This is a genomic window from Sphingosinicella sp., assembly GCF_013911755.1.
Taxonomy (GTDB): domain Bacteria; phylum Pseudomonadota; class Alphaproteobacteria; order Sphingomonadales; family Sphingomonadaceae; genus Sphingosinicella.
Window position 1 is genome coordinate 1 of record NZ_JACESP010000033.1, and the last position, 20962, is coordinate 20962.

The 20962-nt window shown below is 65.5% G+C and carries 24 protein-coding genes; 8 read left to right on the top strand and 16 right to left on the bottom strand.

The window, feature by feature from the left end:
* Together H2052_RS16850 and H2052_RS16855 are read left to right on the top strand one after the other, a co-directional pair.
* A partial coding sequence (locus H2052_RS16850) for an acyltransferase (RefSeq protein ID WP_293784400.1) occupies positions 1-732 on the top strand: 732 nt, incomplete at its 5' end.
* Between the two features lie 104 nt (positions 733-836).
* Complete coding sequence (locus H2052_RS16855) at positions 837-2036, top strand: cation:proton antiporter (RefSeq protein ID WP_293784403.1); 1200 nt, start codon at positions 837-839, stop codon at positions 2034-2036.
* Here the strand turns inward: H2052_RS16855 and H2052_RS16860 are convergent, their stop codons facing one another.
* The 6 genes from H2052_RS16860 to H2052_RS16885 form a co-directional block, all read right to left on the bottom strand.
* On the bottom strand, positions 2037-3341 hold the full coding sequence (locus tag H2052_RS16860; protein WP_293784406.1) for a serine hydrolase: 1305 nt from the start codon (positions 3339-3341) through the stop codon (positions 2037-2039).
* Positions 3342-3419: 78 nt separating this feature from the next.
* Positions 3420-3872, bottom strand: a complete 453-nt coding sequence (locus H2052_RS16865) for a DUF3617 domain-containing protein (protein ID WP_293784409.1) — start codon at positions 3870-3872, stop codon at positions 3420-3422.
* An 89-nt stretch (positions 3873-3961) separates the two neighbouring features.
* Positions 3962-5281, bottom strand: coding sequence for an amidohydrolase (locus H2052_RS16870; RefSeq protein ID WP_293784412.1), 1320 nt, complete (start codon positions 5279-5281; stop codon positions 3962-3964).
* Positions 5278-5670, bottom strand: a complete 393-nt coding sequence (locus H2052_RS16875) for a VOC family protein (protein ID WP_293784415.1) — start codon at positions 5668-5670, stop codon at positions 5278-5280. Before H2052_RS16875 ends, H2052_RS16870 begins: the two co-directional genes overlap by 4 nt.
* Positions 5671-5751: 81 nt before the next feature.
* Positions 5752-6201 (bottom strand): DUF3617 family protein, encoded by a 450-nt coding sequence (locus H2052_RS16880; RefSeq protein WP_293784418.1) that lies wholly within the window; start codon positions 6199-6201, stop codon positions 5752-5754.
* 30 nt (positions 6202-6231) lie between these two features.
* Complete coding sequence (locus H2052_RS16885; protein WP_293784421.1) at positions 6232-6702, bottom strand: DUF3617 family protein; 471 nt, start codon at positions 6700-6702, stop codon at positions 6232-6234.
* A 104-nt stretch (positions 6703-6806) separates the two neighbouring features.
* Here H2052_RS16885 and uvrB point away from each other — a divergent pair, with 104 nt between their 5' ends.
* Positions 6807-8996, top strand: a complete 2190-nt coding sequence (gene uvrB, locus H2052_RS16890) for an excinuclease ABC subunit UvrB (RefSeq protein ID WP_293784424.1) — start codon at positions 6807-6809, stop codon at positions 8994-8996.
* Between the two features lie 5 nt (positions 8997-9001).
* Here uvrB and H2052_RS16895 read toward each other — a convergent pair whose 3' ends face one another.
* The 3 genes from H2052_RS16895 to H2052_RS16905 all read right to left on the bottom strand — a co-directional run bounded on the left by H2052_RS16895 (position 9002) and on the right by H2052_RS16905 (position 10568).
* The gene (locus H2052_RS16895; RefSeq protein WP_293784427.1) at positions 9002-9625 is read right to left on the bottom strand and encodes a hypothetical protein; all 624 of its coding nucleotides are present in this window, start codon (positions 9623-9625) and stop codon (positions 9002-9004) included.
* Positions 9626-9817: 192 nt separating this feature from the next.
* On the bottom strand, positions 9818-10141 hold the full coding sequence (locus H2052_RS16900; protein WP_293784430.1) for a metalloregulator ArsR/SmtB family transcription factor: 324 nt from the start codon (positions 10139-10141) through the stop codon (positions 9818-9820).
* Complete coding sequence (locus tag H2052_RS16905; RefSeq protein WP_293784433.1) at positions 10125-10568, bottom strand: SRPBCC family protein; 444 nt, start codon at positions 10566-10568, stop codon at positions 10125-10127. The genes H2052_RS16900 and H2052_RS16905 overlap by 17 nt, the downstream gene beginning before the upstream one ends.
* A 131-nt stretch (positions 10569-10699) precedes the next feature.
* Between H2052_RS16905 and H2052_RS16910 the strand changes: the two genes are divergently transcribed.
* A complete protein-coding gene (locus tag H2052_RS16910) occupies positions 10700-11773 on the top strand; it encodes a DUF2855 family protein (RefSeq protein ID WP_293784436.1) in 1074 nt (357 codons plus the stop codon).
* 1 nt (position 11774) lies between these two features.
* On the opposite strand, the gene H2052_RS16915 is transcribed toward H2052_RS16910, so the two are convergent.
* Genes H2052_RS16915 through H2052_RS16925 form a run of 3 tightly spaced genes read right to left on the bottom strand, consistent with a single transcriptional unit; the run spans position 11775 to position 15634 of the window.
* Positions 11775-12314 (bottom strand): histidine phosphatase family protein, encoded by a 540-nt coding sequence (locus tag H2052_RS16915; protein ID WP_293784439.1) that lies wholly within the window; start codon positions 12312-12314, stop codon positions 11775-11777.
* Positions 12311-15064: an ATP-dependent DNA helicase gene (locus tag H2052_RS16920; protein WP_293784442.1), complete on the bottom strand. Its 2754-nt coding sequence runs from the start codon at positions 15062-15064 to the stop codon at positions 12311-12313. The genes H2052_RS16915 and H2052_RS16920 overlap by 4 nt, the downstream gene beginning before the upstream one ends.
* A gap of 45 nt (positions 15065-15109) precedes the next feature.
* Positions 15110-15634: a hypothetical protein gene (locus H2052_RS16925; RefSeq protein ID WP_293784445.1), complete on the bottom strand. Its 525-nt coding sequence runs from the start codon at positions 15632-15634 to the stop codon at positions 15110-15112.
* Positions 15635-15765: 131 nt separating this feature from the next.
* Here H2052_RS16925 and H2052_RS16930 point away from each other — a divergent pair, with 131 nt between their 5' ends.
* The 3 genes from H2052_RS16930 to H2052_RS16940 all read left to right on the top strand — a co-directional run bounded on the left by H2052_RS16930 (position 15766) and on the right by H2052_RS16940 (position 18565).
* A complete protein-coding gene (locus tag H2052_RS16930) occupies positions 15766-17334 on the top strand; it encodes a lysine--tRNA ligase (protein WP_293784448.1) in 1569 nt (522 codons plus the stop codon).
* A 72-nt stretch (positions 17335-17406) separates the two neighbouring features.
* The gene (locus H2052_RS16935) at positions 17407-17871 is read left to right on the top strand and encodes an Rrf2 family transcriptional regulator (protein WP_293784451.1); all 465 of its coding nucleotides are present in this window, start codon (positions 17407-17409) and stop codon (positions 17869-17871) included.
* Positions 17861-18565: a class I SAM-dependent methyltransferase gene (locus H2052_RS16940; protein ID WP_293784454.1), complete on the top strand. Its 705-nt coding sequence runs from the start codon at positions 17861-17863 to the stop codon at positions 18563-18565. Before H2052_RS16935 ends, H2052_RS16940 begins: the two co-directional genes overlap by 11 nt.
* 9 nt (positions 18566-18574) lie before the next feature.
* On the opposite strand, the gene H2052_RS16945 is transcribed toward H2052_RS16940, so the two are convergent.
* Positions 18575-18910 (bottom strand): helix-turn-helix domain-containing protein, encoded by a 336-nt coding sequence (locus H2052_RS16945; RefSeq protein WP_293784457.1) that lies wholly within the window; start codon positions 18908-18910, stop codon positions 18575-18577.
* Positions 18911-19016: 106 nt separating this feature from the next.
* Here H2052_RS16945 and H2052_RS16950 point away from each other — a divergent pair, with 106 nt between their 5' ends.
* Positions 19017-19349 carry a nuclear transport factor 2 family protein gene (locus H2052_RS16950; protein WP_293784460.1) on the top strand — a complete coding sequence of 111 codons (333 nt, stop codon included), beginning with the start codon at positions 19017-19019 and terminating at the stop codon, positions 19347-19349.
* A gap of 8 nt (positions 19350-19357) precedes the next feature.
* On the opposite strand, the gene H2052_RS16955 is transcribed toward H2052_RS16950, so the two are convergent.
* The 3 genes from H2052_RS16955 to H2052_RS16965 all read right to left on the bottom strand — a co-directional run bounded on the left by H2052_RS16955 (position 19358) and on the right by H2052_RS16965 (position 20953).
* Positions 19358-20005 (bottom strand): hypothetical protein, encoded by a 648-nt coding sequence (locus H2052_RS16955; RefSeq protein WP_293784463.1) that lies wholly within the window; start codon positions 20003-20005, stop codon positions 19358-19360.
* A gap of 277 nt (positions 20006-20282) precedes the next feature.
* Positions 20283-20630, bottom strand: a complete 348-nt coding sequence (locus H2052_RS16960) for a hypothetical protein (protein WP_293784466.1) — start codon at positions 20628-20630, stop codon at positions 20283-20285.
* Between the two features lie 2 nt (positions 20631-20632).
* Entirely contained in the window at positions 20633-20953 is a 321-nt protein-coding gene (locus tag H2052_RS16965) for a hypothetical protein (protein WP_293784469.1), read from the bottom strand.
* Positions 20954-20962 lie beyond the last annotated feature (9 nt).

A 20962-nucleotide genomic window follows, 5' to 3' on the forward strand; every position in this document is an offset into this window, starting at 1 on the left:
TGGTGGCTGATCGACGAGCTGTTTTCGATCCTGACGCCCAATCACATCAACGTGCAGACACCGTTCCTCCGCGACCTCTTCGTCTGCATGGTGATGGCGCCGTTGCTCCTGCAGTTTCGCGGGCCGTTTCTGACGGGCACGATCCTTCTCGTCGCGGCGTGGAGCGTGTCGGGCTGGTCGTTCCCGCTGATGCTGCGTCCACCGATCCTGCTCTTCTTCCTGCTCGGCATCGGCGCGCGGCGCCACACACTCGGCGCGCGCATCGCCGATGTGCCGTTCGCCGCCGCGCTGGCGCCGTTTGTCGCCGTCGGGCTCATCAAGCTGATCGTCAGCGTGCCCGTGCCGGGCGGCATCGCGATGTCGCCGGCGCTGACGCCGCTGCTCGATCTCGGGCTGCGCCTTGCCGCCGCGCTCGCGTTCGCGCGGATCGCGTGGGGGCTTGCGGCACGCCCGGCGATGTTCCGCTGGCTGGAGCCCTACGCCTTCTTCCTGTTCTGCTCGCACATGATCCTGATCTGGCTTGCCACGCCGCTGTTCGAACGGCTGACGGGCCCCCTGGGATCGCCGGCCTACCCGCTCCTCCTCCTCGTGCATCCGCTGCTGGCGCTCGGTTTCGCGCTCGGGCTCGGGCAGCTGCTGATGATGTTCGCCCCGCGCGCCGCGGAGATCCTGAGCGGCGGGCGATTGAAGGCGGAACCCGAAACACTGGCAGCGATCCGTCCGGCATTGTGAAGACGCCGCAGCCACGAACAATTATTCAGCAAGTACGGGTGACGTGCCAGCGTCGGCCTGTATAAGATCACGCAAACTCAATTCGAAATCGAAATGCGAGGCGCGTGCACCACGATAACCTGATCCTTATTCTCGTCGGCGGCTTCGTGCTCGCCTTTCTGTTCGGAATGCTGGCGAACCGGCTGAAACTCTCGCCGATCGTCGGATATCTTGTTGCCGGTGTGGTCGTTGGCCCCTTCACGCCGGGCTGGGTCGCCGACCAATCGCTCGCGCCTCAGCTCGCTGAAATCGGCGTCATCCTGCTGATGTTCGGTGTCGGGCTGCATTTCTCTCCGAAGGAACTGATGCGCGTTCAATCGATCGCGCTGCCCGGCGCCCTCGTGCAGATCGCGGTTGCCACCGCGCTCGGCTGGGGCACGGGTTTGCTGATGGGCATGTCAGGGCCGGAAGCTGCGATCTTCGGTTTCGCTCTCTCCGTCGCATCGACCGTGGTGCTGCTGCGCGCGATCGAAGGCCGGGGGCAGCTGAAAACGAGCATCGGACAGATCGCCGTCGGCTGGCTGCTCGTTGAGGACATGGTGATCATCGTCGCGCTCGTCCTGCTGCCGCTGCTTGCGGACATGGGAAATATGGGCGGCGGTGCGGCGATCGCGCGCGAAATCGCCTGGACCTTCGCAAAGATCGCGGCGTTCCTTGTGCTGATGTTCGTGGTCGGCGTGCGCGCCATGCCGGTGATCCTCGTGTGGATCGCACATACGCGCTCGCGCGAGCTGTTCACGCTCGGCGTGCTTGCCATCGCGCTCGGCATCGCCTGGCTCGCCTATGCGGTGTTCGGTGCCTCGTTCGCGCTCGGCGCCTTCGTCGCGGGTCTCGTGCTCAACAGCACGCCGCTCGGCCACAACGCCGCGGAGCGCTCGCTGCCGCTGCGTGATGCGTTTGCCGTGCTGTTTTTCGTATCCGTAGGGATGCTGTTCGATCCATCGACGCTCATCCGGGAACCGGTCGGCGTTATCGCGACGCTGGCGATCATCCTTATCGGCAAGTCCATCGCGGCGGTGGCGGTAACGAGCCTGTTCAAACGCGAACGGGGCGAAGGGCTCACGATTGCGGCGAGCCTCGCGCAGATCGGCGAGTTCTCGTTCATCCTCGCCGGGCTCGGCGTTACGCTCGAACTGATTTCGCACGACACGAACAACCTGATCCTGGCCGCAGCGCTGCTCTCGATCGCGCTCAACCCGTTCATGTTCAAACTGGCGGACCGGCTTTCGCGCGGAACGGAGCCTCCCGCGGCGCCTGCGACCTGATCACTTCGCCTGCATCAGGTGCTCTGCGAGCGCCTGATACGCCGGAAGCGACGTCGGATCGAAGTTCACGTTGCCCGCCATCGGGTGCGAGGCGAAGCGGGCAATGACCATTTCGGCCTTCGGGTCCACATAGATCGCCTGTCCGTGGATGCCGCGCGCGGTGTAGGCGCCGTGCGCGTTGTGGCTGACCCACCACTGGTTCCGGTAGCTCCACCCCGGCAGCGTCGCGTAGCCGGCACTCGCGAAATCTTCCTTGCGGGCGCCGCGCACGATGTCCGCGATCGCGGCTTCGGGGATGATCTGCTTGCCGTTCATGCGTCCGCCGAGCCGCATCAACTCGCCAAAGCGCGCGAGATCGCGCAGGCGCATGTTGAAGCCGCCGCCCGCGAACGGCGTGCCAACCGGGTCTACCTGGAAATAACCGTCGGCTTCCGCGCCCATCGGCGCCCAGATTCGCTCCGCAAGTTGCTCGGTGAACGGCTTTCCGCCGACGCGCGAGACGATCCAGCCGAGCACGTCGGTATTGACCGTGCGATAGGTGAAGCCTTCGCCGTGCGCGCCCGCCTTCTTCACGGTGGCGAGATAGGCATAGTCGCCGTTCGGCCCCGCGTAGTCCGCCGGACGCGGCCCCGCCCCGATCGCCGCGACATAGCCCGCGAACGAGGAATTAGGGTCGCCGTATTTCTCGCTGAAATCGAGACCGGTCGTCATGTCCATCACCTGCCGGACGGTCGCGTCGCCGAAGCCGCTGTCCTTCAGTTCGGGCAGATAGAACGCCACGGTCTTCGCCGGATCGATCTTCCCCTCCACGACCAGCATGGTGGCGAGCGTGCCCACGAACGACTTGGTGACCGAAAAGGCGATGTGCTCGCCTTCGGGCTTCAGCGCGCCGAAATAACGCTCGTAAACGATGCGCCCCTTGTGGAGCACGACGATGCCGTCGGTGTAGTTCGCCGCGAGCGAAGCGGCCCATGTCATCGGCGCCGAGCCGCCGATCGGCAAGAACGTCACGCCGTCGATGTCGCTGCGTTCGGCGCGCGGCAGTGCGCTCACCGGCCCAGCTCCGCGCGAGATTCCCACGCTCGGCATCAGTTCGCGCCAGTGCGAAAAGCTCCAGCGCCACTTGGGGAAGGTGAAAAAGCTGTAGTCGCCGAACGCGACCCGCTTATCGGGCGGCGGCGGCGAACCCTGCATCCAGCCGAGCTTTACCGGATCGCTGGCGGCGGCATCGGGAAATGCGGGCTCCGCGCGCGCGGATACGGCAAGGATCGCCGCAACAAGGGCGATACCGGTCATGGCTTTCATGGTGTCCCTCCCCAGAACTGCGGGAAGGCTAGGAAGGCATTGGCCCTTCCACAAGCAGAGAGGTTTGAGAGGGTGAGGCTAGCAGGCGCCCGTGCGCTTGCCGCTGATCTTCGAGGTCATCTTCATGTTGCCGCGCGGCCCTTCGACGACCATGACGTTGGTCGATTCATAGCTCGTGGCGCTGTAGGTGCCGTGCATCGTCATGGTCATCTTGCCCTGCGGCCCCTTGCACTGCATCGCTGCGTTCAGCCTGCCGCCGGTCATATTGAACTTCGTATATTCGCACTCGCCGTTGTCACCCTTGAACATCTGCCGCGGATCCTTCGCCGCCTGTTCGGGCGTAAGGCAATAGCTGTGGCTGATCGGGCGCTTCTTCATCATGGCGAGCGCCTCAGGCGGCATTCCCGGCATGTCGATGGACGTGACCGCGCCGGTCGAGGCCCATTTCCCGGGCGAGAGGGCGTTACCGGCGAAGGCGGCCAGAGGCACCGCCGCTGTCGCTGCAAGCAGGAGCCTGAACCCGGCGCGCATGAGGAGAGTCCTTCGTGAAAATTACGCCCGCGATTATACTGCGGGCGCAATCAAGGTAAAGATAACAGGCGCTTAACCTTGAAATATACTCAGTTCGGCTTGAGCAGTTCGAGCGCCGCACTCACCATCGCCTCGGTGCCGAGCGTTACCGCAGGCTCCGGCGCGACCTTGAACAGCGGCGAATGGTGCGAAGGCACCGGCGGACCGCCCGCCTTCGCCGCATCAAACGCGGCCTGCGGCGTGCCGCCGACGCCGAAATAGTATCCAGGCACCTTGAGTTCGGGTTGCACGAAAAAGGCGAAATCTTCCGCCCCCATCGATTCCTGCACGAAGGGGATCATCACGTCCGGCCCCAGATCGCGTGCGAACGCCGCGTTCATGCGCCGGGCGAGCGGCCCGTCGTTGATCGTCGTGGGCGTACCTTCGCTGACCTTCACCTCGGGCAGCCGGTCCTCGGCGACGCCGTTCGCCCGCGCGACGTTCTTCGCGACACGCTCGATCGCAGCGATCAGCTGCGCGCGCGTCGCCTCGTCATTGGCGCGGACGGTGAGCTGAAGGTCTGCGCGGTCGGAGATGATGTTGTGCTTGTGCCCCGCGTGGAACGCGCCGACCGTGATCACGGCGGGCGACAGCGGGCCAACTTCGCGGCTGACGATCGACTGCAGCGCCACGACGATCGCGGAGGCGATGTAGACCGGGTCCTTGCCCGCGTGCGGCGCGGCGCCGTGTGCGCCCACGCCATTCACCTTGATATCGACGCTGTCCGCCGACGAATATTGCAGGCCTTCGGACGCACTGATCTTGCCTGACGGCAGTTTCGAGTCGACATGGAAGGCGACCGCATAGTCCGGCTTGGGGAAGCGCGTGTAGAGCCCGTCGGCGAGCATGGCTTTCGCGCCGCCCACACGCTCCTCGGCGGGCTGCACGACAAACAGGATCGTGCCTTTCCATTTGTCCTTCATCGTGGCGAGGCGGCGCGCCGTGCCGACCATCGCCGTGATGTGCGTATCGTGGCCGCAGGCGTGCATCACCGGGTAAATCTGCCCGTCGAGGCCTTTTTGCGTGACCTTCGAGGCATAGGGCAGCCCGGACTTTTCCTCGACCGGAAGCCCGTCCATATCCGCGCGCAGCAGCAGGACGGGGCCGTCACCGTTCTTGATCACGCCCACGACGCCGGTGCCGCCGACGCCCGTCGTGACGGTCGCGCCGGCCTTCTTGAGCTCCGCCGCCATGCGCTTCGCGGTCTCGGTTTCGAGGTAGGACAGCTCCGGATTCTGGTGGAAATGCGTGAACAGCGGACCGAGATAGGCGTCGTAATCCGCCTTGATCGCCGACTTCAGCGCCGGGTCCGCGACGGCGGGGGCAGCGAGAGCCGCAGCCGCCACGGCGGCGAGCAGAAGGCGCTTCATGCGGCGCCTCCGATGCGGAACACGCAGAGCTTGTTGCCGTCGAGATCGCGGAAATAGGCGCCGTAGAACGCCTGCGGCCCCTCCTCTCCGCGAACGCCGGGCGCGCCCTCGTCGGCGCCGCCGAGCGAACGGGCTTTCGCATAGATCGCGTCCACCTGCGGGCGGCTTCCCGCAACGAGCGCGATCATCGTGCCGTTGCCGACGGTCGCGGCCTTGCCGTCGTAGGGCGGCGTCACGGCCAGCATCGGCGCGTCATAGCCCGTGCCGTACATGGTGAAACCGTTATCGAACGCCATCAGGCGCTTCGCGCCGAACTCCGCGAGCAGCGCGTCGTAGAAGCCGCGCGCCTTTTCGATGTCGTTGGTGCCGACGGTAGCATAGCCGAGCATGAGTCCCTCCCGTTTTGGATACGAGAGGCAAGGCTAGCAAGGCGCGGAGCGAACCGCCAGCCGGTCCGCTCCCAAAAAGCATCAGCAGCTGCCGCTGACTTTCCCGCTGATGTTCGAGCGCACGGTCAGATCGCCGGTGCCGGTCTTGAACACGGACGTGTTCGAGCCGGAATAGGACGTGCCGTTGTACGTGCCGTTGAAGGCAATGCTCGCGTCGCCATAGGGCCCGCCCTTGCATTGCGCCTTCGCAGCCACACGGCCGATGCGAACCGAGAAGCTCGAATATTTGCAGGTTCCGAACGCCGCGCCGATCACGGACTTGATCTCGCTGCTGTCAGGCCTCTTCGCAGCGCAGACGCTGTGGTTGATCGGCATCGATCTCAGCGTCGTCTGGGTTTCCGCATCCGCGCCCGGCCCGCTAACCGAGACGATCGACCCCGTCGTGGTCCAGAGCGAGTTGCCGGCCGCCTCGGCGCCCGCAGGCAATGCGGCTACGGCGAGGATGGGCAGCATGAATTTTACAGTACGCATAATTTCAGACCCTTTGTCGTTTACAGACCCTCAGCAGTTGCCGCTGATCTTCCCGCTGATCACTGACTTCACATAGACATTGCCGCCCGTGTTCGGGAAAACCGCGTTGTTGGTGCCCGAATAGCTCATCATTCCGCGTGAACCGACGAAGTCCGCGTCCATCGGGCCATAGGTGCCATTGCACTTCATCGTGGCGCGGATGGTGGTCTTGGCGAGACCGAACTTCGAAAAGGTGCAGGATCCGAACGTGTTGCCGATCGCTGTCTGGATATCGGCGGGCTTTGGGCTGCGTGCCATGCAGGTCGTATTGGAGAGCTTTTGCTGTTTGATCGTTTCGATTTGTTCGGCGGTGAGGCCCGCTCCGGACACGCTGACGATCGATCCGGTCGTCACCCAAAGCGCATTTGTGGAGGTTGTCGCCTTCATAGCTGTCGTCTTCGGCGCCGCCATCGCGGACGTCGCAACCCATGCAATGCAGACCCCTGCAAGCAAACGTTTCATCTCTCAAGACCCCTTATCGTTCACCAGACGGCCGTCCCCATCACCGAATCAGGGCACACTACGCCCATCTGGCATTTCGCCCCTACGCTCCCCATAGTTAAGCAATGACCAACATCCGGATTCGCACGTCGCTGACCGATCCTTCGGAGCAGCCCGTGTTCCAGCCCCATCGTCCCGAACGCCCGGAAAAGTCGGAAGGCGGGCGGCGGTTCGAGCTGGCGAGCGACTATCAGCCCTCCGGCGACCAGCCGCAAGCGATCGCGGAGCTGGTTTCGGGCATAACGGCCGGAGATCGCGACCAGGTGCTGCTGGGCGTCACCGGCTCGGGCAAGACCTTCACGATGGCGAAGATCGTGGAGGCACTGCAGCGCCCCACCCTCGTCCTCGCGCACAACAAGATTCTCGCGGCGCAGCTTTACGGGGAGTTCAAGTCGTTCTTCCCGAACAACGCGGTCGAGTATTTCGTCAGCTACTACGACTACTACCAGCCCGAGGCCTACGTTCCCCGATCGGACACGTACATCGAGAAGGAAAGCTCGGTGAACGAGGCGATCGACCGGATGCGCCACTCGGCCACCCGCGCGCTTCTGGAACGCGACGACGTGCTCATCGTCGCCTCCGTCTCCTGCCTTTACGGCATCGGCTCGGTCGAGACCTATTCGGCGATGACGTTCAAGCTCAACAAGGGCGAGAGCGTCGACAACCGCGAGCTGATCCGCAAGCTCGTCGCCCTCCAATACAAGCGTAACGACGCGAACTTCGTGCGCGGCAGCTTCCGCGTGCGCGGCGACAGTCTGGAGATTTGCCCGAGCCATCTGGAAGACATGGCCTGGCGTATCAGCTTCTTCGGTGACGAGATCGAGGAAATCGCCGAGTTCGACCCGCTGACCGGCGAGAAGGGCGCGCGGCTCGATACGGTGAAGGTCTACGCCAATTCGCACCACGTGACGCCCGGCCCGACGCTGAAACAGGCCACCATCGCCATCAAGGCCGAACTTGCCGAGCGCCTCAAGGAGTTCGAAGCGGAGGGCAAACTGCTCGAAGCGCAGCGGCTGGAGCAGCGCACCAATTTCGACCTCGAAATGATCGCCGCCACCGGAAGCTGCGCGGGCATCGAAAATTATTCACGCTTCCTCACCGGGCGTATTCCCGGGGAACCGCCACCCACGCTCTTCGAATATCTCCCCGAAAACGCGCTGCTCTTCGTCGACGAAAGCCACCAGACCGTGCCGCAGATCGGCGCGATGTCGCGCGGCGACTTCCGGCGCAAGCTGACGCTCGCCGAATACGGCTTCCGCCTGCCCTCATGCATCGACAACCGCCCGCTGAAGTTCGACGAGTGGGACGCGATGCGCCCGCAATCGACTTTCGTGTCGGCAACGCCGGGACGCTGGGAGATGGAGCGGACGGCGGGCGTCTTCACCGAGCAGGTGATCCGCCCCACCGGCCTCATCGACCCGCCCGTGGAAATCCGCCCCGTGGAAAGCCAGGTCGACGACCTGATCGGCGAAATCCGCGAGACGACCGCCAAGGGCTATCGCACGCTCGTCACCACGCTCACCAAGCGCATGGCCGAGGATTTGACCGAGTTCCTGCACGAAGCGGGCATCAAGGTGCGCTACATGCACTCGGACGTCGAGACGCTGGAGCGCATCGAGCTGATCCGCGACCTGCGGCTTGGCGTCTATGACGTGCTGATCGGCATCAATCTGCTGCGCGAAGGGCTCGACATCCCCGAATGCGGGCTCGTCGCGATCCTCGACGCCGACAAGGAAGGCTTCCTGCGCTCCGAAACCAGCCTCGTGCAAACCATCGGCCGCGCCGCGCGCAACGTCGACGGGCGCGTCATCCTCTACGCCGACACGATCACCGGCTCGATCGAGCGCGCGCTCGCCGAAACAGACCGCCGCCGCGCCAAGCAGGTCGCCTACAATGAGGCGCACGGCATCACGCCGCAGACGATCAAGAAGAACATCGGCGACATCATCGCGCATGTCACCGACAAGGCCGACCGCGTCACCGTCGATATCGACGACGAGACCCCGCACCTCGTCGGCCACAACCTCAAGGCTTACATCGCCGATCTCGAAGAGAAGATGAAAGCCGCCGCCGCCGACCTCGAATTCGAAACCGCCGCCCGCATTCGGGACGAAATTCGCAAGCTGGAAGCGTCGGAGCTTGGGCTCCCGACGGATTTGCAGGTGGCACGGCCCAAGGGCCGGGCGAAGGAGGGCAAGCCGGGAACGCGCAAGACGCGGTTCGGGAAAACGCGGCCGCGGAAAATGGGGATTTGAGCGGACTATCCCGCCAAATACGCCAGAAGCGGCCTGTATTCGGCGGCATGATTGCGTTCGACATCAGCATCCCCGGATTGCGTCAGCACGCGTTTGCCCGGTTGTATCCAACTCGTGATCCGCCGCGCGGGCGCTTCGTGCCATGAAAGATTGAACGCAGCGTAGGCGTTGAAGAACTCCATCTCGCTGTAGGGCAGGTGGTCGTGAATCCACCATGCCAACGCCTCCCAGCGGCCGGTCTGCCCGTAATAGTCAATGAAGCTGTTCACCACGATGCAGGCGGTTGCGCCCATATGGCCCTGGCTGTCGCGCCTGTCCCAGATGTGCCTGGCATAGTTTGCCGTGTTTGAAGCGCAGTTGTGCCCCTTTGCGTTTCCGAGTTCGTTCACAGCGCAGGAGCGATAGGCCGAGCGTATCGAGATCCGTCCGAACCGGGCCTGAAGCGGTTCCAAAAGCTCTTCGCAAAGCCGCGTTCCCGCCGCGATGGCAAGATCGGGGTCATCCGGAACATTCTGGATGCCGTAGAAGTTGGCAATCTCTGAATACAGGAAGTCGCGCATGAAGAAGTTCTTCGACAGCCTTACACGCCCCAGATTTTCCAGCGATTTTACTGAGCCCGGCTGTTTCACAGCACGCTTCCTATTCCTGAGTGAGGCATCTGAAACACGAATGCTCTTTGATCTCAAGCAAACGGTGCTTAGTTCACCAGCAGCGTTGTGCGTCCCTCGACTTCGCTCGGGATGATGCCCGTTTTTTACCGGGTACAAAGAACATTCATCCCGAGCGAAGTCGAGGGACGCACGGCCGAACCGTGAGACCCCCTACTCCCTTTCCACCAGCAGCTTGAGCCGGGCCAGACGCTGGCGCCACGCGGCCTTCAACCGCTCGAACTCCGCTTCCGCCGTCGCAAGCCCATCGGCATCGAGCGCCCACACATGCTCGCGGCCGCGCATCGTGCCCTGCACCAGCCCGGCGCCTTCAAGCACCTTGAGGTGGCGCGTCACCGCCTGACGCGTGACGCCTGCGCCGCTGCTGAGGTCGCTGATCGACGCTTCGCCGCGCTCCGCCAGCGTTTCCACAAGGCGCAGGCGCTGCGGATCGCCGAGCGCAGCAAACCGCGCGGCGCGTTCAGCCTGCGCTTTCAAGATATTTCCTCAGCGATGCGGCCTGTTCGAGCCAGCCGTTGACGTTGTCGCGGAACACCGAGGGCCGCCGCGCTGCGTTGATCGCATCGAAGCCGGTTTCGGTGACGGTGAGCATCGTACCATCGGCGTGCGGCACGAGATCGAAGACGGTCGTGGTCTTGGGTTCCTTCGAGTAATCGAGACTGTGGTCCACCCAGCCCGGATGCCAGCGCCAGACGAGGCGGCGGGGCGGTGTCATCTCGACGATGTCGATGGCGAAGCGCTCGCCGAGGCAGGTCATCGAAACCGTGCGGCCTTCCGCGAACGGCGCTTCCAGTTCGCTGGCGAACCAGGTTCCGAACTCGTTTGCATCCGTGAGTGCTCGCCAGACGCGCTCCGGCGTGGCGGCCAGATAGACACGTTGTTCGATTTTGTCGGTACTGGTCATATCCGCCTCCTCTATCATGCAATCATTTTGTTGCATTTAGCCATTCATCGCGCAACCGATTCGTTGCACGAAATCGTCAGCTGCCCATGTGCGATGCGTTTCGATAGACTCGCATTCGGGGAGGACGGATCATGACAGAGACGGTGTTCCGGAAGCGGATGCTCATCACGCGCGGGGCCATCGCCGTGACCTCGCGCGACAGCAAACCGATGCCCGAGGTGGCCGACGGCGACGTGCTCTTCGCGATCCGCCGCATCGCGCTCACAGCGAACAACGTCACCTACGCGGCGGCGGGCGAGATGCTCGGCTACTGGCGCTTCTTTCCGGGCCCCGAAGGCAAGGGCATTCTCCCCGTGTGGGGCTTCGGCGAGGTGGTGGAGAGCCGCGCGCCGGGGTTTGCCGTGGGCGACCGCTTCTACGGTTACTGGCCGCTTGCAACGCATCTTCTGGTCCGCGAGCCCGTATCGGCTCCCGGCGGCTTCATGGATGCCGCACCGCATCGGCAGGGCCTTGCCGACATCTACAACCGCTACAGCCGCGTGGAGCCGCGCCTTGCGAGCGAAGAAGCGCTCGATGCGCTGTTCCGGCCGCTGTTCATGACAGGGTGGCTGATCGACAGCTTCCTTGAGGGCGCTGATGATTTCGGGGCCGAGCAGGTGATCCTGTCGAGCGCGTCATCGAAAACCGCGATGGCGGCGGCGTTCAATCTTTCGCGGCGCGGGGACGTGCAGGTGATCGGCCTGACCTCCGCGGCGAACCGAGCTTTTACCGAAGACCTCGGCTCCTATACCCAAGTGCTCACCTATGATGAGGTCGGCACGCTCGAAGAGCGGCCTTCGGTGTTCGTGGACTTCGCGGGCGACCGTGCGCTCACGCAGGCGGTCCATGCGCGGCTCGGCGATGCGCTCAAGCACAGCGCCATCGTGGGCATGACGCACTGGAGCCAGGGCGGCGATACGCCCCTCCCCGGCCCCACGCCGACATTGTTCTTCGCGCCGGCGGTCGCCGAAACAACGCTCGCGAAGCTCGGACCCGCCGGTTTCGCGGACGTGACAGGACGCGCGTGGGCGAAGTTCGTGCCCGCCGTGCGGGAAAAGCTCGCGATCGAGACGCTGCACGGCCTGGACGCCGCCGAAGGCGCCTACCGCGATCTCGCCGCCGGCAGGATCGGCGGCGCGTCGGCGATCGTGGTGGAGTTCGACTGAATCAGGTGCCGTCCGGGCCGAGCGCGGGATCGAGATCGCGGGGGCGGATGAAGCGGACGAGTTCGCCGCCCGCCTCATCAATGTCTTCCCAGCGATCCACGTCGAAACGCATCTCGGCGAGCGTAGCGGTCGGGTACTTGATGTCGACCTCCCTGCGGAGTTCGCCGCTGCCCGCGGGCGTCAGCAGGAAGATCAGGTCTTCGAGGCCGGGATTGTGGCCGACGAGGAGCAGCGTTTCCGCCTCCGCATCGGTTTCGTGGACGATGTCGAGCAAGGTCGGCGCGGAAGCCATGTAGACGCGCTTGTCGAAGGTCGCGCCGAGGCGGCGGCCCGCACCGCTTTCAACGCCGTCCAGCGTTTCAATGACGCGCACCGCCGGAGAGGCGACGACGCTGTCGAACGCGAGGCTCTGCTCGCGGAGGTAGCGCCCGATCGTCTCGGCGGCGCGGCGGCCACGCGTGTTCAGGGGCCGGTCGAAATCGCGTTCGACCGGGTCGTCCCAACTGGATTTGGCGTGGCGGAGCAGGAAGATCGTCTTCATGTCGCGGCGCTGATGCCCGATGTCGCGTCCGGTGTCATCGGAAGATTTCGTGTCGGCGCAGACATTTCCCGCACGATGCGAACCGCCTCGTCGAGCGGCACGCGCTCGACCGTCACGCCGTCCGGGAACGCCTGGCAGAGGCGGCTGGGAACGGCGGCGCCAAGCAGCACGAACGTACCCTTGTCGCTCGCACGGCGGATGAGCCGCCCGAACGCCTGCGCCATGCGGCCCGAGGCGACGAGGTCGTCGTAGGTCTTGCCGCCGAACGCGATGCGGCGCGCGGCGTGCAGCACGGTGGGGCGCGGCCACGGCACGCCTTCGAGCACGACGAGACGAAGCGAATCGCCGGGCACGTCGACACCGTCGCGCAGCGCATCGGTGCCGAGCAGCGAGGCGGCGGGATCGGCACGGAACATGTCGACGAGCGTGCCCGCGTCCACCGGGTCTATGTGCTGCGCGAAGAGCGGCAGGCCTTCGCGCGCCAGGCTCTCCTCGATGCGCGCGTGCACGGCCTTCAGTCGTGAGATCGCCGTGAACAGGCCGAGCGCGCCGCCGCGCGAGGCCGAGATCAGCGCCTTGTAGGCGCCCGCGAGCGCAGGGACATTGCCGCGCTGCACATCCGTGATGATGAGCACGCGCGCTTGCCGGGCGTAATCGAAGGGGCTGTTGGCGGAAAAACGCACAGGCGGCAAAGCCAGGTGCGAGGCGCCTGTGCGGGCCTCGCTGTCGCGCCAGTCGGCGTCCGGCGCTGTGTCGTCCGTGATGCGCGAGCGCAGCGTCGCCGAGGTGATCACCGCGCCGTGCGCCTGCTTGAGTACCGCCTCGGCGAAGGGCTTCGTAGGGTCGAGCCAGTGGCGGCGGATGCCGACGTCGATCTCGCGTCCATCGATGCGTTCGAGCGCGAGCCAGTCCACGAAATCCGGGTCGGCCGGGCCGCCCATGCGCGCGAGGAGCTGCACCCAGGCGCCGATGATCCCGCGCCGCCACGTAAGGCCGGACAGCGCGCCCTCGACGCGCGCGCGGCCGGCGCCGTCGAGCCAGTCCGGCGATTCCTCGACGAGCGCTTCAAGCCGCTGCGAGAGCTTGGCGAGCGGCACCGCGATGGCTTCGAGCGCGCGCGCGGCAACCTCAGCCGCATCGACGAGCGCGGGCTGGAGCGCGACGACTTCGGTTTCAAGGCCGTAGCCCGTCTCGCTCGCATCAGCGCGCGCATAAACCTGCGCCCGCACGGCCGCGAGCAGGCGTTCGACCGGGCCTTCGGGCGTGCCCTCGACGACGCGCCCGAGCCAGCCGTCTGCTGGAAGCGCGGCGGCGGTGTGCACGGCGTCTTCGAGCAGCATCGCGCCCTCCCCGTCGAACGCAACGAGATCGCCGAGGCGCGCGGCAAGACCGCGGCGGCGCCCCTTGCTGCGCTTTTCCGGGCCGATAATCCAGCGGCGCAGCTCGATCGCCTCGCCGCCGGTGAGCGCGAGCGCGAAGGCGCTGTCAGCGGCGTCGAACAGGTGGTGGCCTTCGTCGAACACGATGCGCTTGAGGCCCCGGCCTTCGCTTTTGCCGCGCACCGCGTTCACCATGACGAGCGCATGGTTGGCGATGACGAGGTCCGCATCCGCCGTGCCGCGTACCGCGTGCTCGATGAAGCAGCGGCGATAATGCGGGCAGCCCGCATAGACGCACTCGCCGCGCCGGTCGGTGAGGCTCGCGCGCGCCGCCTTGCCGAACAGGCCGGATAGCCAGCCGGGAAGATCGCCGCCGACCATGTCGCCGTCGCGGCTGTACATCGCCCAGCGCTGCACGAGCTGCGCGAAGATGCCCGCGCGGCCCGCGAAACCGCCCTGCACGGCGTCTTCAAGGTTGAGCAGGCAGAGATAATTCTCGCGCCCCTTGCGCACGACCACCCGCGCCGCCTTCACGCGCGGGTCCGGGTAGAGACGCGCGGTTTCCTGATCGAGCTGGCGCTGCAGCGCCTTCGTGTAGGTGGAAAGCCACACGGTGCCGCCGGATTGCTCGGCCCAGAGCGACGCGGGCGAGAGGTAGCCGAGTGTCTTGCCGATGCCCGTCCCCGCCTCGGCGAGCACCACGTTGGGCGCGTCGCGCACTTCGCGCGGCCGGAACGCGCCGGCAGCGGCAACGGCGTAGGCGCGCTGCCCGGGGCGCTCCTCGGCGCCGGTGCCGGTAAGCTGCGCGAGGCGGCCCGCGGCGTCATCGGCGGTAACGATTACCTCGCGCACCGGCACGGGCGGCGCGCCCTCCTCCCACTTCGGCAGGCTGGTGAAGACCGAGCGGTCGTGGCCCTGCGGCTCCCCGAGCGCGGCAAGCACGGCAGGCGCCCACGGCCATTTCAGCCGCGAAAGCGCGCGCGCGGTATTCCACGCGCCGCCCGCGCGGTCCCACTTGCCGCCCTCGATCTGCACGAGCAGCGTTTCCGTGACAGCGCGGAGCAGCTTCGCTTCCGCTGCACCTTCATGCGCCGAATCGAGGCCGAGGACAGCGGCGAGCCCGTGCACGGTCGGCACCGCGAAGCGCGCGGGGTGCACGAAGGCGAACAGTTCGAGCGCATCGAGCCCCGACGCCTCCGGGTAGCCGAGCTTCGAGGCGACGAGCGGTGCGTTTATCAGCAGCGTAGGCGTGTCGGCGAGCAGGCGGATCGCGGCCTGCCGATCCACCCGGCGCGCGCCGTCCGCGTCCGCAAGCCAGATGCCGTCGAGCCCGATGTGGAGCGCGGGCCAAGGGAGGGGAGCAGTCGTCACGCCCGCCTGTTTCGGCCAGGGCGCACGGTCGGCGCAAGCAAAACCTCAGGCCGCGGCCGCGGTTTGGCGCAACCGGTTCACCAGCGTTTCGACGCGCGACACTTCCGAGATACTTTCGAACACGAACGTGTCCGTGGTGCGATCGCCTTCGCTGTCGCGGTGGCTGCCGGTTTCGATGGAGAGCGTGCCGTGACCGTTTTCCCGCTGCCGCCGCGTGACCGGGCCGATCGACGACGCTTCGACGCTGCGGACCTTGAGTGAGCGCCCTGAGATGAGTTCCACGAGGCGGTGGTCGGTGACGCCGTAGATCGTGCGGCGCGCGGTGCGGTTCGCGGAAAAGGGTGCGGCCATCATGGCAAGGCCGATCACCACGAACGGCAGTCCAAACAAGGTCATGATGATGCCGACAAGCGGCGGCGCGCCGGTGAAGGCCATGCGGACCGCAATCGTTTCCCACGACAGCGAAAACGCGGTCCACGGCACGGCGAAGAGATAGAAGGCGAACGGCTTCAGCATCGCGCGCCGCGCGTCAGGCTGGCCGGACCAGAGCAAACGCTCGCCGGAACGCATTTCGCGCGCAAGGAGGGCTGAAAGCGATGCGGATAGCGTCGGGTTCATGTCGCTGAACGTAGCCCAGCCAAGCTTGCCGCGGCGTAAACGGTTGCGCGCGCCGCCCGCTGCCGCTAGCGCGTGTCCCCGCCATGACAGATGACCTTCGCGCCGCCGCACTCGTTTCCAAAGCCTGGCCCTATGAGGAAGCCCGGAAGGTGCTGGCGCGGCTGAAAGGCGGCGTGCCCGCGAAAGGTCATGTGCTGTTCGAAACCGGCTACGGCCCCTCGGGCCTGCCGCACATCGGCACGTTCAACGAGGTGCTGCGCACCACCATGGTCCGCCGCGCCTTCGCGGAAATGTCGGACATCCCGACGCGCCTGCTCGCCTTCTCGGACGATATGGACGGACTCCGCAAGGTGCCCGACAACGTGCCCAATCAGGCGATGCTGACCGCGCATCTTGGCGAACCGCTGTCGCGGATTCCCGATCCGTTCGGGAAGTTCGAAAGCTTCGCGCACCACAACAACGCGATGCTGCGCGCCTTCCTCGACCGCTTCGGCTTCGAGTACGAATTCGCCAGCTCGACCGATTACTACACATCGGGCCGCTTCGACGATCAGCTGAAGAACGTCCTCGCCAATTATCAGGCGATCATGGACATCATGCTGCCGACACTGCGTGAGGAACGCCGCCGCACCTATTCGCCCGTGCTCCCGATCAGCCCCGTGTCGGGTAAGGTGCTGCAGGTACCGATCGAGGTCGTGGACGCCGCCGCCGGCCTGATCCGTTTCGAGGAAGACGGGCGCGTGCACGAACACTGCATCCTTTCGGGCGGCGCCAAGCTGCAATGGAAGGTCGACTGGGCGATGCGCTGGGTCGCGCTCGATGTCGATTACGAGATGTACGGCAAGGATCTGACGGATTCGGGCGTGCAGTCCGGCCGCATCGCCAAGGTTCTGGGCGGCCGCAAGCCCGAGGGCCTGATTTACGAGATGTTTCTCGACGAAAAGGGCGAGAAGATTTCCAAGTCCAAGGGCAACGGCCTCGCTCTGGAAGAATGGCTGACCTACGGCCCCGGCGAAAGCGTCGCCTTCTATGCCTACCGCGAGCCGAAAAGCGCCAAGCAGCTCCATATCGGCGTGATCCCGCGCGCGGTGGACGAATATTTCCAGTTCCGCGCGAACTATGCCGATCAGCCGCTCGACAAGAAGCTCGGCAACCCCGTGCACCACATCCACGGCGGCAAGGTGCCGGACGCGCCGATGCCGGTGACGTTCGGGCTCCTCCTGAACCTCGTCGGTGTGATGGGCGCCGATGCAGACCGCGCGCAGGTGTGGGCGTATCTCGGCAACTACGTGCCGGGGGCGAGTGCGGAGGCGTATCCGGAGATCGACAAGCTGATCGGCCATGCGCTCGCATACAACCGCGATTTCGTCGCGCCGACGCTGAAACGCCGCAAGCCCGACACACGCGAGGCGGCGGCGCTCCGCGATCTCGACGCGCGCCTCGCGGTACTGCCCACGGATGCAGAAGCCGAAGCGATCCAGAACGAGGTTTACGCGGTCGGCAAGGAAGCCGGCTTCGAAAACCTGCGCGACTGGTTCGCGGCGCTGTACGAGACGCTGCTCGGATCGTCGCAAGGCCCGCGCATGGGCAGCTTCATCGCGCTCTACGGCATCGCCAACACGCGGCGCCTGATCGCCGAGGCACTGGCCTAAACTTTCCACGATCGCACAGGGCGTTCGCGAGCGCCCTTGTGCTTCGCCCGATCACGTACTAATTGAAGTTACATGAAACGCGACAGCCGCCTGTCGGGCGTGCTCCATGTGCTGCTGCACATGGCCGAGCACGACGGCCCGATGACCTCCGAAACGCTCGCGAAGGCGATGCAGACGAACCCGGTCGTGATCCGGCGCGTGATGGCCGGGCTGCGCGATGCGGGTTATGTGCGTTCCGAAAAGGGTCACGGCGGCGGCTGGACGCTCGCCTGCGATCTCGGCGCCGTCACCCTGCGCGACGTTTACAACGCGCTTGGCCACCCCGCCCTGCTGTCGATCGGCAACCGCACCGAATCCCCCGGCTGCCTTGTCGAGCAGGCCGTGAACGCCGCGCTCAGCGACGCTTTTCGTGAAGCCGAGGAGCTGCTGCTGGCACGCTTCGAAACCGTCACGCTTGCCGCGCTCAGCGCCGATTTCCACGCCCGCTTGAAACAGCGCGGCATCTCATTTGCAAAGGATCATGACCATGGCGACTAAAGCCGAAGACGGGGCAATGGATTTCATCAAGGCCTTTTCGGATCCCGCCGCCGTGGCGCACTATGCCGAAGGGCCGCCGCGCTTCGTGCCCGGCTTCGATGGTCTGCACCGGATGACCTCCGTGCTGCTCGCCGAGCACGCCCCTTCGGACGCGCGCGTTCTCGTCCTTGGCGCGGGCGGCGGCCTCGAACTGAAAGCGCTCGCCACAGCGCATCCCGGCTGGACGTTCGTGGGCGTCGACCCTGCCGGTGCAATGCTTCGGCAGGCGGAGCGCACGCTCGGCCCGCTGATGGCGCGTGTCGAGCTTGTCGAAGGCTATATCGACGATGCGCCAGCCGGGCCGTTCGACGCCGCCACGTGCCTCCTCACACTGCATTTCCTGAGTGCCGCCGAACGCGAACGTACCGTTCGCGCGATCCACCAGCGCCTGAAACCGGGCGCGCCCTTCGTCGCGGCGCACGGCAGCTACCCGCAGGATGCCTCGCGAGACCTCTGGCTGTCGCGCTACGCTGGCTTCGCAGTCGCCTCGGGCGCGGACCCTGAACAGGCCGAGATAGCGCGGAATGCGGTGGCGACGGCGGTCAACATGATGAGCCCGGAGAATGATCTCGCGATCCTGCGCGCGGCCGGCTTCGCCGACGCCGAGCCTTTCTTCGCGGCGTTCACCTGGCGCGGCTGGATCGGCCACGCCTGAACGCACCGTTCAATCTGGTGCCGGTTGCGCCATGGCTTCACGCTGGCCCGCCCAGGTCAGGAGTGCGTCCAGCGCGGGGCAGAGCGCCTGACCCCAATCGGTGAGGCAATATTCCACCTTGGGCGGCACCTGATGATGAACGATCCGGCGCACGACGCCGTCCTTCTCCATCTGGCGAAGCTGCTGGATCAGCATTTTCTGCGAAATCGCCGGTATAGCCCGTTCCAGATCGGAAAAGCGCAGCACCCTGCCGCCGAACAGATGGAACAGGATCACGAGCTTCCAGCGGCCCTCCAGAATCCGCAGCACTTGCTCGACACCGTCCGCAGCCGAAACCGGCGTCAAATGGCTATTCTTACCTTCGGGTAAGGTGCTTACATTTTCGTGCGTTCTTGTCATTTCAGAAGGCTAGTCCCACCCTCTGCGGCAATCAATCTGCCGGAGACCTCCCATGCCTCTCGACCTGCCGAAGCCCATTGCCGCCTATTTCACAGCCGATAGAAACCGGGGAGACAGCGATGCCATCGCCCGCTGCTTCACCGAAGAGGCGGTAGTGAAAGACGAAGGCCGAACCCACGTGGGACGTTCCGCAATCGCCGCCTGGAAAGCCGAAGCCTCGACCAAATACAACTACACGAGCGAGCCTATCGCGCTGGAAGACGCCGGTGACACCACCATTGTGACCAGCCACCTCGTCGGCGATTTTCCCGGCAGTCCGATCGATCTCCGCTACATTTTCGCGCTTGACGGTGATCGGATTGCGTCGCTTGAAATCAAGGTATGAACCGCTAGCTACTCCGAAAGCCCCGCCACCTGCTGCTTTTGATGCCACGCTCGGAGTTCCGCCTGGAACGCTTCGATGCGGCGGAAATGATCCTGGAAATCCTGCTCGATGTCGGCAAGCGCGCCGAGCGACCACGTTTCGAGATCCTTTGAAGCCATGGCGTTCGCGGCCGTGAGATAGCGCGCGGTCTTCGCGCAGAACGCGCCTTTCACCGGCGGATAGGCATAATGGTTGTAGAGCTTCGTCATCCGGCTGTCGCGGACGCGCAGGCCGGCGCTGCCGTGTTCGCGGCGGTATTTGGCGTCGATCGCCTTGTTGGCGTTCGCGAGTACGGTCTTGTGGAGCTTCAGGAACCGGTTGTAGCCGTCGCGCGGCGCCGTGTTCGCGCTCGTCGAGCAGCTGAGCGCTGCGACGTTGAGCGCGGAGCGGACGTTGAACAGCGTCTCCAGCGGCCCGATGCCGACGTTCGGCGTCAGGAAGCGGCCCTCGGGGTCTTTCGGAGGGAGCTCATAGGCGGGATCAACGCCTGTGGGCGGCAGCGGCGGGCGCGAAACCTGCGGCGGCGGCGGCGCTTTGACGGGTGGCGGTGGTGCAGGCGGCGCGGCACAGGCCGCAACGCCGAGCGCCAGCAGAAACACCATCCCTCTCAGACGCATACGTCCCCCGCCCCTTTGCTCTGCCGGAGTCATCTCACGGCGCGTTTCCTGCTGTCCAGCGCCCGCGCGACGAAACGAGTCTACGACACGTCATATGCCCGTCACACGCGCGTAACCTCGGTCTGGTTTAGGCTCGGGCACCGAAACTGGGGACTGAAGACGATGGAACGCGGACCTTGCGCCTACAAGATCCTGATGTTCTGGGCGTGCCGCGCCCAAAAGCCGCCGCGCCTCAGCTGGCGTCGGCGCCTGTCAGACGCGGTTTCGTTCCGACTCGCTAGAGCGTAGCACCAGCAACACGCTCGCCGCCGAGCAGCGAACACCCCATACCCGCGCGCAGCAGTGTGGAAATGAGCCGGGTGTCGCCGAGCCGGGTCAGCTTGTCGCCAATTTCGCCGATCGTCATGTCACGCCATTCATCAGGTGTGCGCATTGTGTCTCCGGCGACCTCGGCGATCAGCAGCCAATCCCGCTCCTGAAGCCTGCCGGCGAGTTCACGCGCGACGCACGCCGATTCCTGCTTGCCGAAGCCGCGTGACAAGAGCGCGCTCTCGATCTGTGCATTCGACGGGTTGCACGCCGCGAGCAGACCCAAGGCCGCGAGCATGGCGAGAGCGCGCCGCATCGTCAGGCACCCATCAGCGCGCAGCCGAGCCCGGCGCGCGTAACCACCTCGACGATTTCGGGATCGCCGATCGCCTGAAAGCGCCGCTGGATCTCGCGCAGGCTCATCTGCTCCACCTCGCGCCGGTCGACGCCCTTGGCGAAGCGCGCGAGTCGCTTGAGCTGCGCGGTGGAGAGTCGATCGACCATCTGGTCCGCCATGCAGCCCGCGACGGGCCGCGAGATGCCCGCGCTCGTCAGGCTCCGCTCGATGCGGTTTTCATAGCTCGCGGCGCAGCCCGCGAGGAGCGCAGCGGCGGTGAGGACAAACAGCACTGGCTTCATGAATCGGTC

Excerpts from the sequence above, each read along its gene's own strand:
- H2052_RS16860 (WP_293784406.1), bottom strand. The coding sequence starts at position 3,341 with ATGAAAGCCATGACCGGTATCGCCCTTGTTGCGGCGATCCTTGCCGTA.
- H2052_RS16950 (WP_293784460.1), top strand. The coding sequence starts at position 19,017 with ATGCCTCTCGACCTGCCGAAGCCCATTGCCGCCTATTTCACAGCCGAT.
- H2052_RS16875 (WP_293784415.1), bottom strand. The coding sequence starts at position 5,670 with ATGCTCGGCTATGCTACCGTCGGCACCAACGACATCGAAAAGGCGCGC.
- H2052_RS16965 (WP_293784469.1), bottom strand. The coding sequence starts at position 20,953 with ATGAAGCCAGTGCTGTTTGTCCTCACCGCCGCTGCGCTCCTCGCGGGC.
- uvrB (WP_293784424.1), top strand. The coding sequence starts at position 6,807 with ATGACCAACATCCGGATTCGCACGTCGCTGACCGATCCTTCGGAGCAG.
- H2052_RS16885 (WP_293784421.1), bottom strand. The coding sequence starts at position 6,702 with ATGAAACGTTTGCTTGCAGGGGTCTGCATTGCATGGGTTGCGACGTCC.
- H2052_RS16955 (WP_293784463.1), bottom strand. The coding sequence starts at position 20,005 with ATGCGTCTGAGAGGGATGGTGTTTCTGCTGGCGCTCGGCGTTGCGGCC.
- H2052_RS16880 (WP_293784418.1), bottom strand. The coding sequence starts at position 6,201 with ATGCGTACTGTAAAATTCATGCTGCCCATCCTCGCCGTAGCCGCATTG.
- H2052_RS16905 (WP_293784433.1), bottom strand. The coding sequence starts at position 10,568 with ATGACCAGTACCGACAAAATCGAACAACGTGTCTATCTGGCCGCCACG.
- H2052_RS16865 (WP_293784409.1), bottom strand. The coding sequence starts at position 3,872 with ATGCGCGCCGGGTTCAGGCTCCTGCTTGCAGCGACAGCGGCGGTGCCT.
- H2052_RS16960 (WP_293784466.1), bottom strand. The coding sequence starts at position 20,630 with ATGCGGCGCGCTCTCGCCATGCTCGCGGCCTTGGGTCTGCTCGCGGCG.
- H2052_RS16915 (WP_293784439.1), bottom strand. The coding sequence starts at position 12,314 with ATGAAGACGATCTTCCTGCTCCGCCACGCCAAATCCAGTTGGGACGAC.
- H2052_RS16930 (WP_293784448.1), top strand. The coding sequence starts at position 15,766 with ATGACAGATGACCTTCGCGCCGCCGCACTCGTTTCCAAAGCCTGGCCC.
- H2052_RS16870 (WP_293784412.1), bottom strand. The coding sequence starts at position 5,281 with ATGAAGCGCCTTCTGCTCGCCGCCGTGGCGGCTGCGGCTCTCGCTGCC.
- H2052_RS16935 (WP_293784451.1), top strand. The coding sequence starts at position 17,407 with ATGAAACGCGACAGCCGCCTGTCGGGCGTGCTCCATGTGCTGCTGCAC.
- H2052_RS16940 (WP_293784454.1), top strand. The coding sequence starts at position 17,861 with ATGGCGACTAAAGCCGAAGACGGGGCAATGGATTTCATCAAGGCCTTT.
- H2052_RS16925 (WP_293784445.1), bottom strand. The coding sequence starts at position 15,634 with ATGCGTTCCGGCGAGCGTTTGCTCTGGTCCGGCCAGCCTGACGCGCGG.
- H2052_RS16910 (WP_293784436.1), top strand. The coding sequence starts at position 10,700 with ATGACAGAGACGGTGTTCCGGAAGCGGATGCTCATCACGCGCGGGGCC.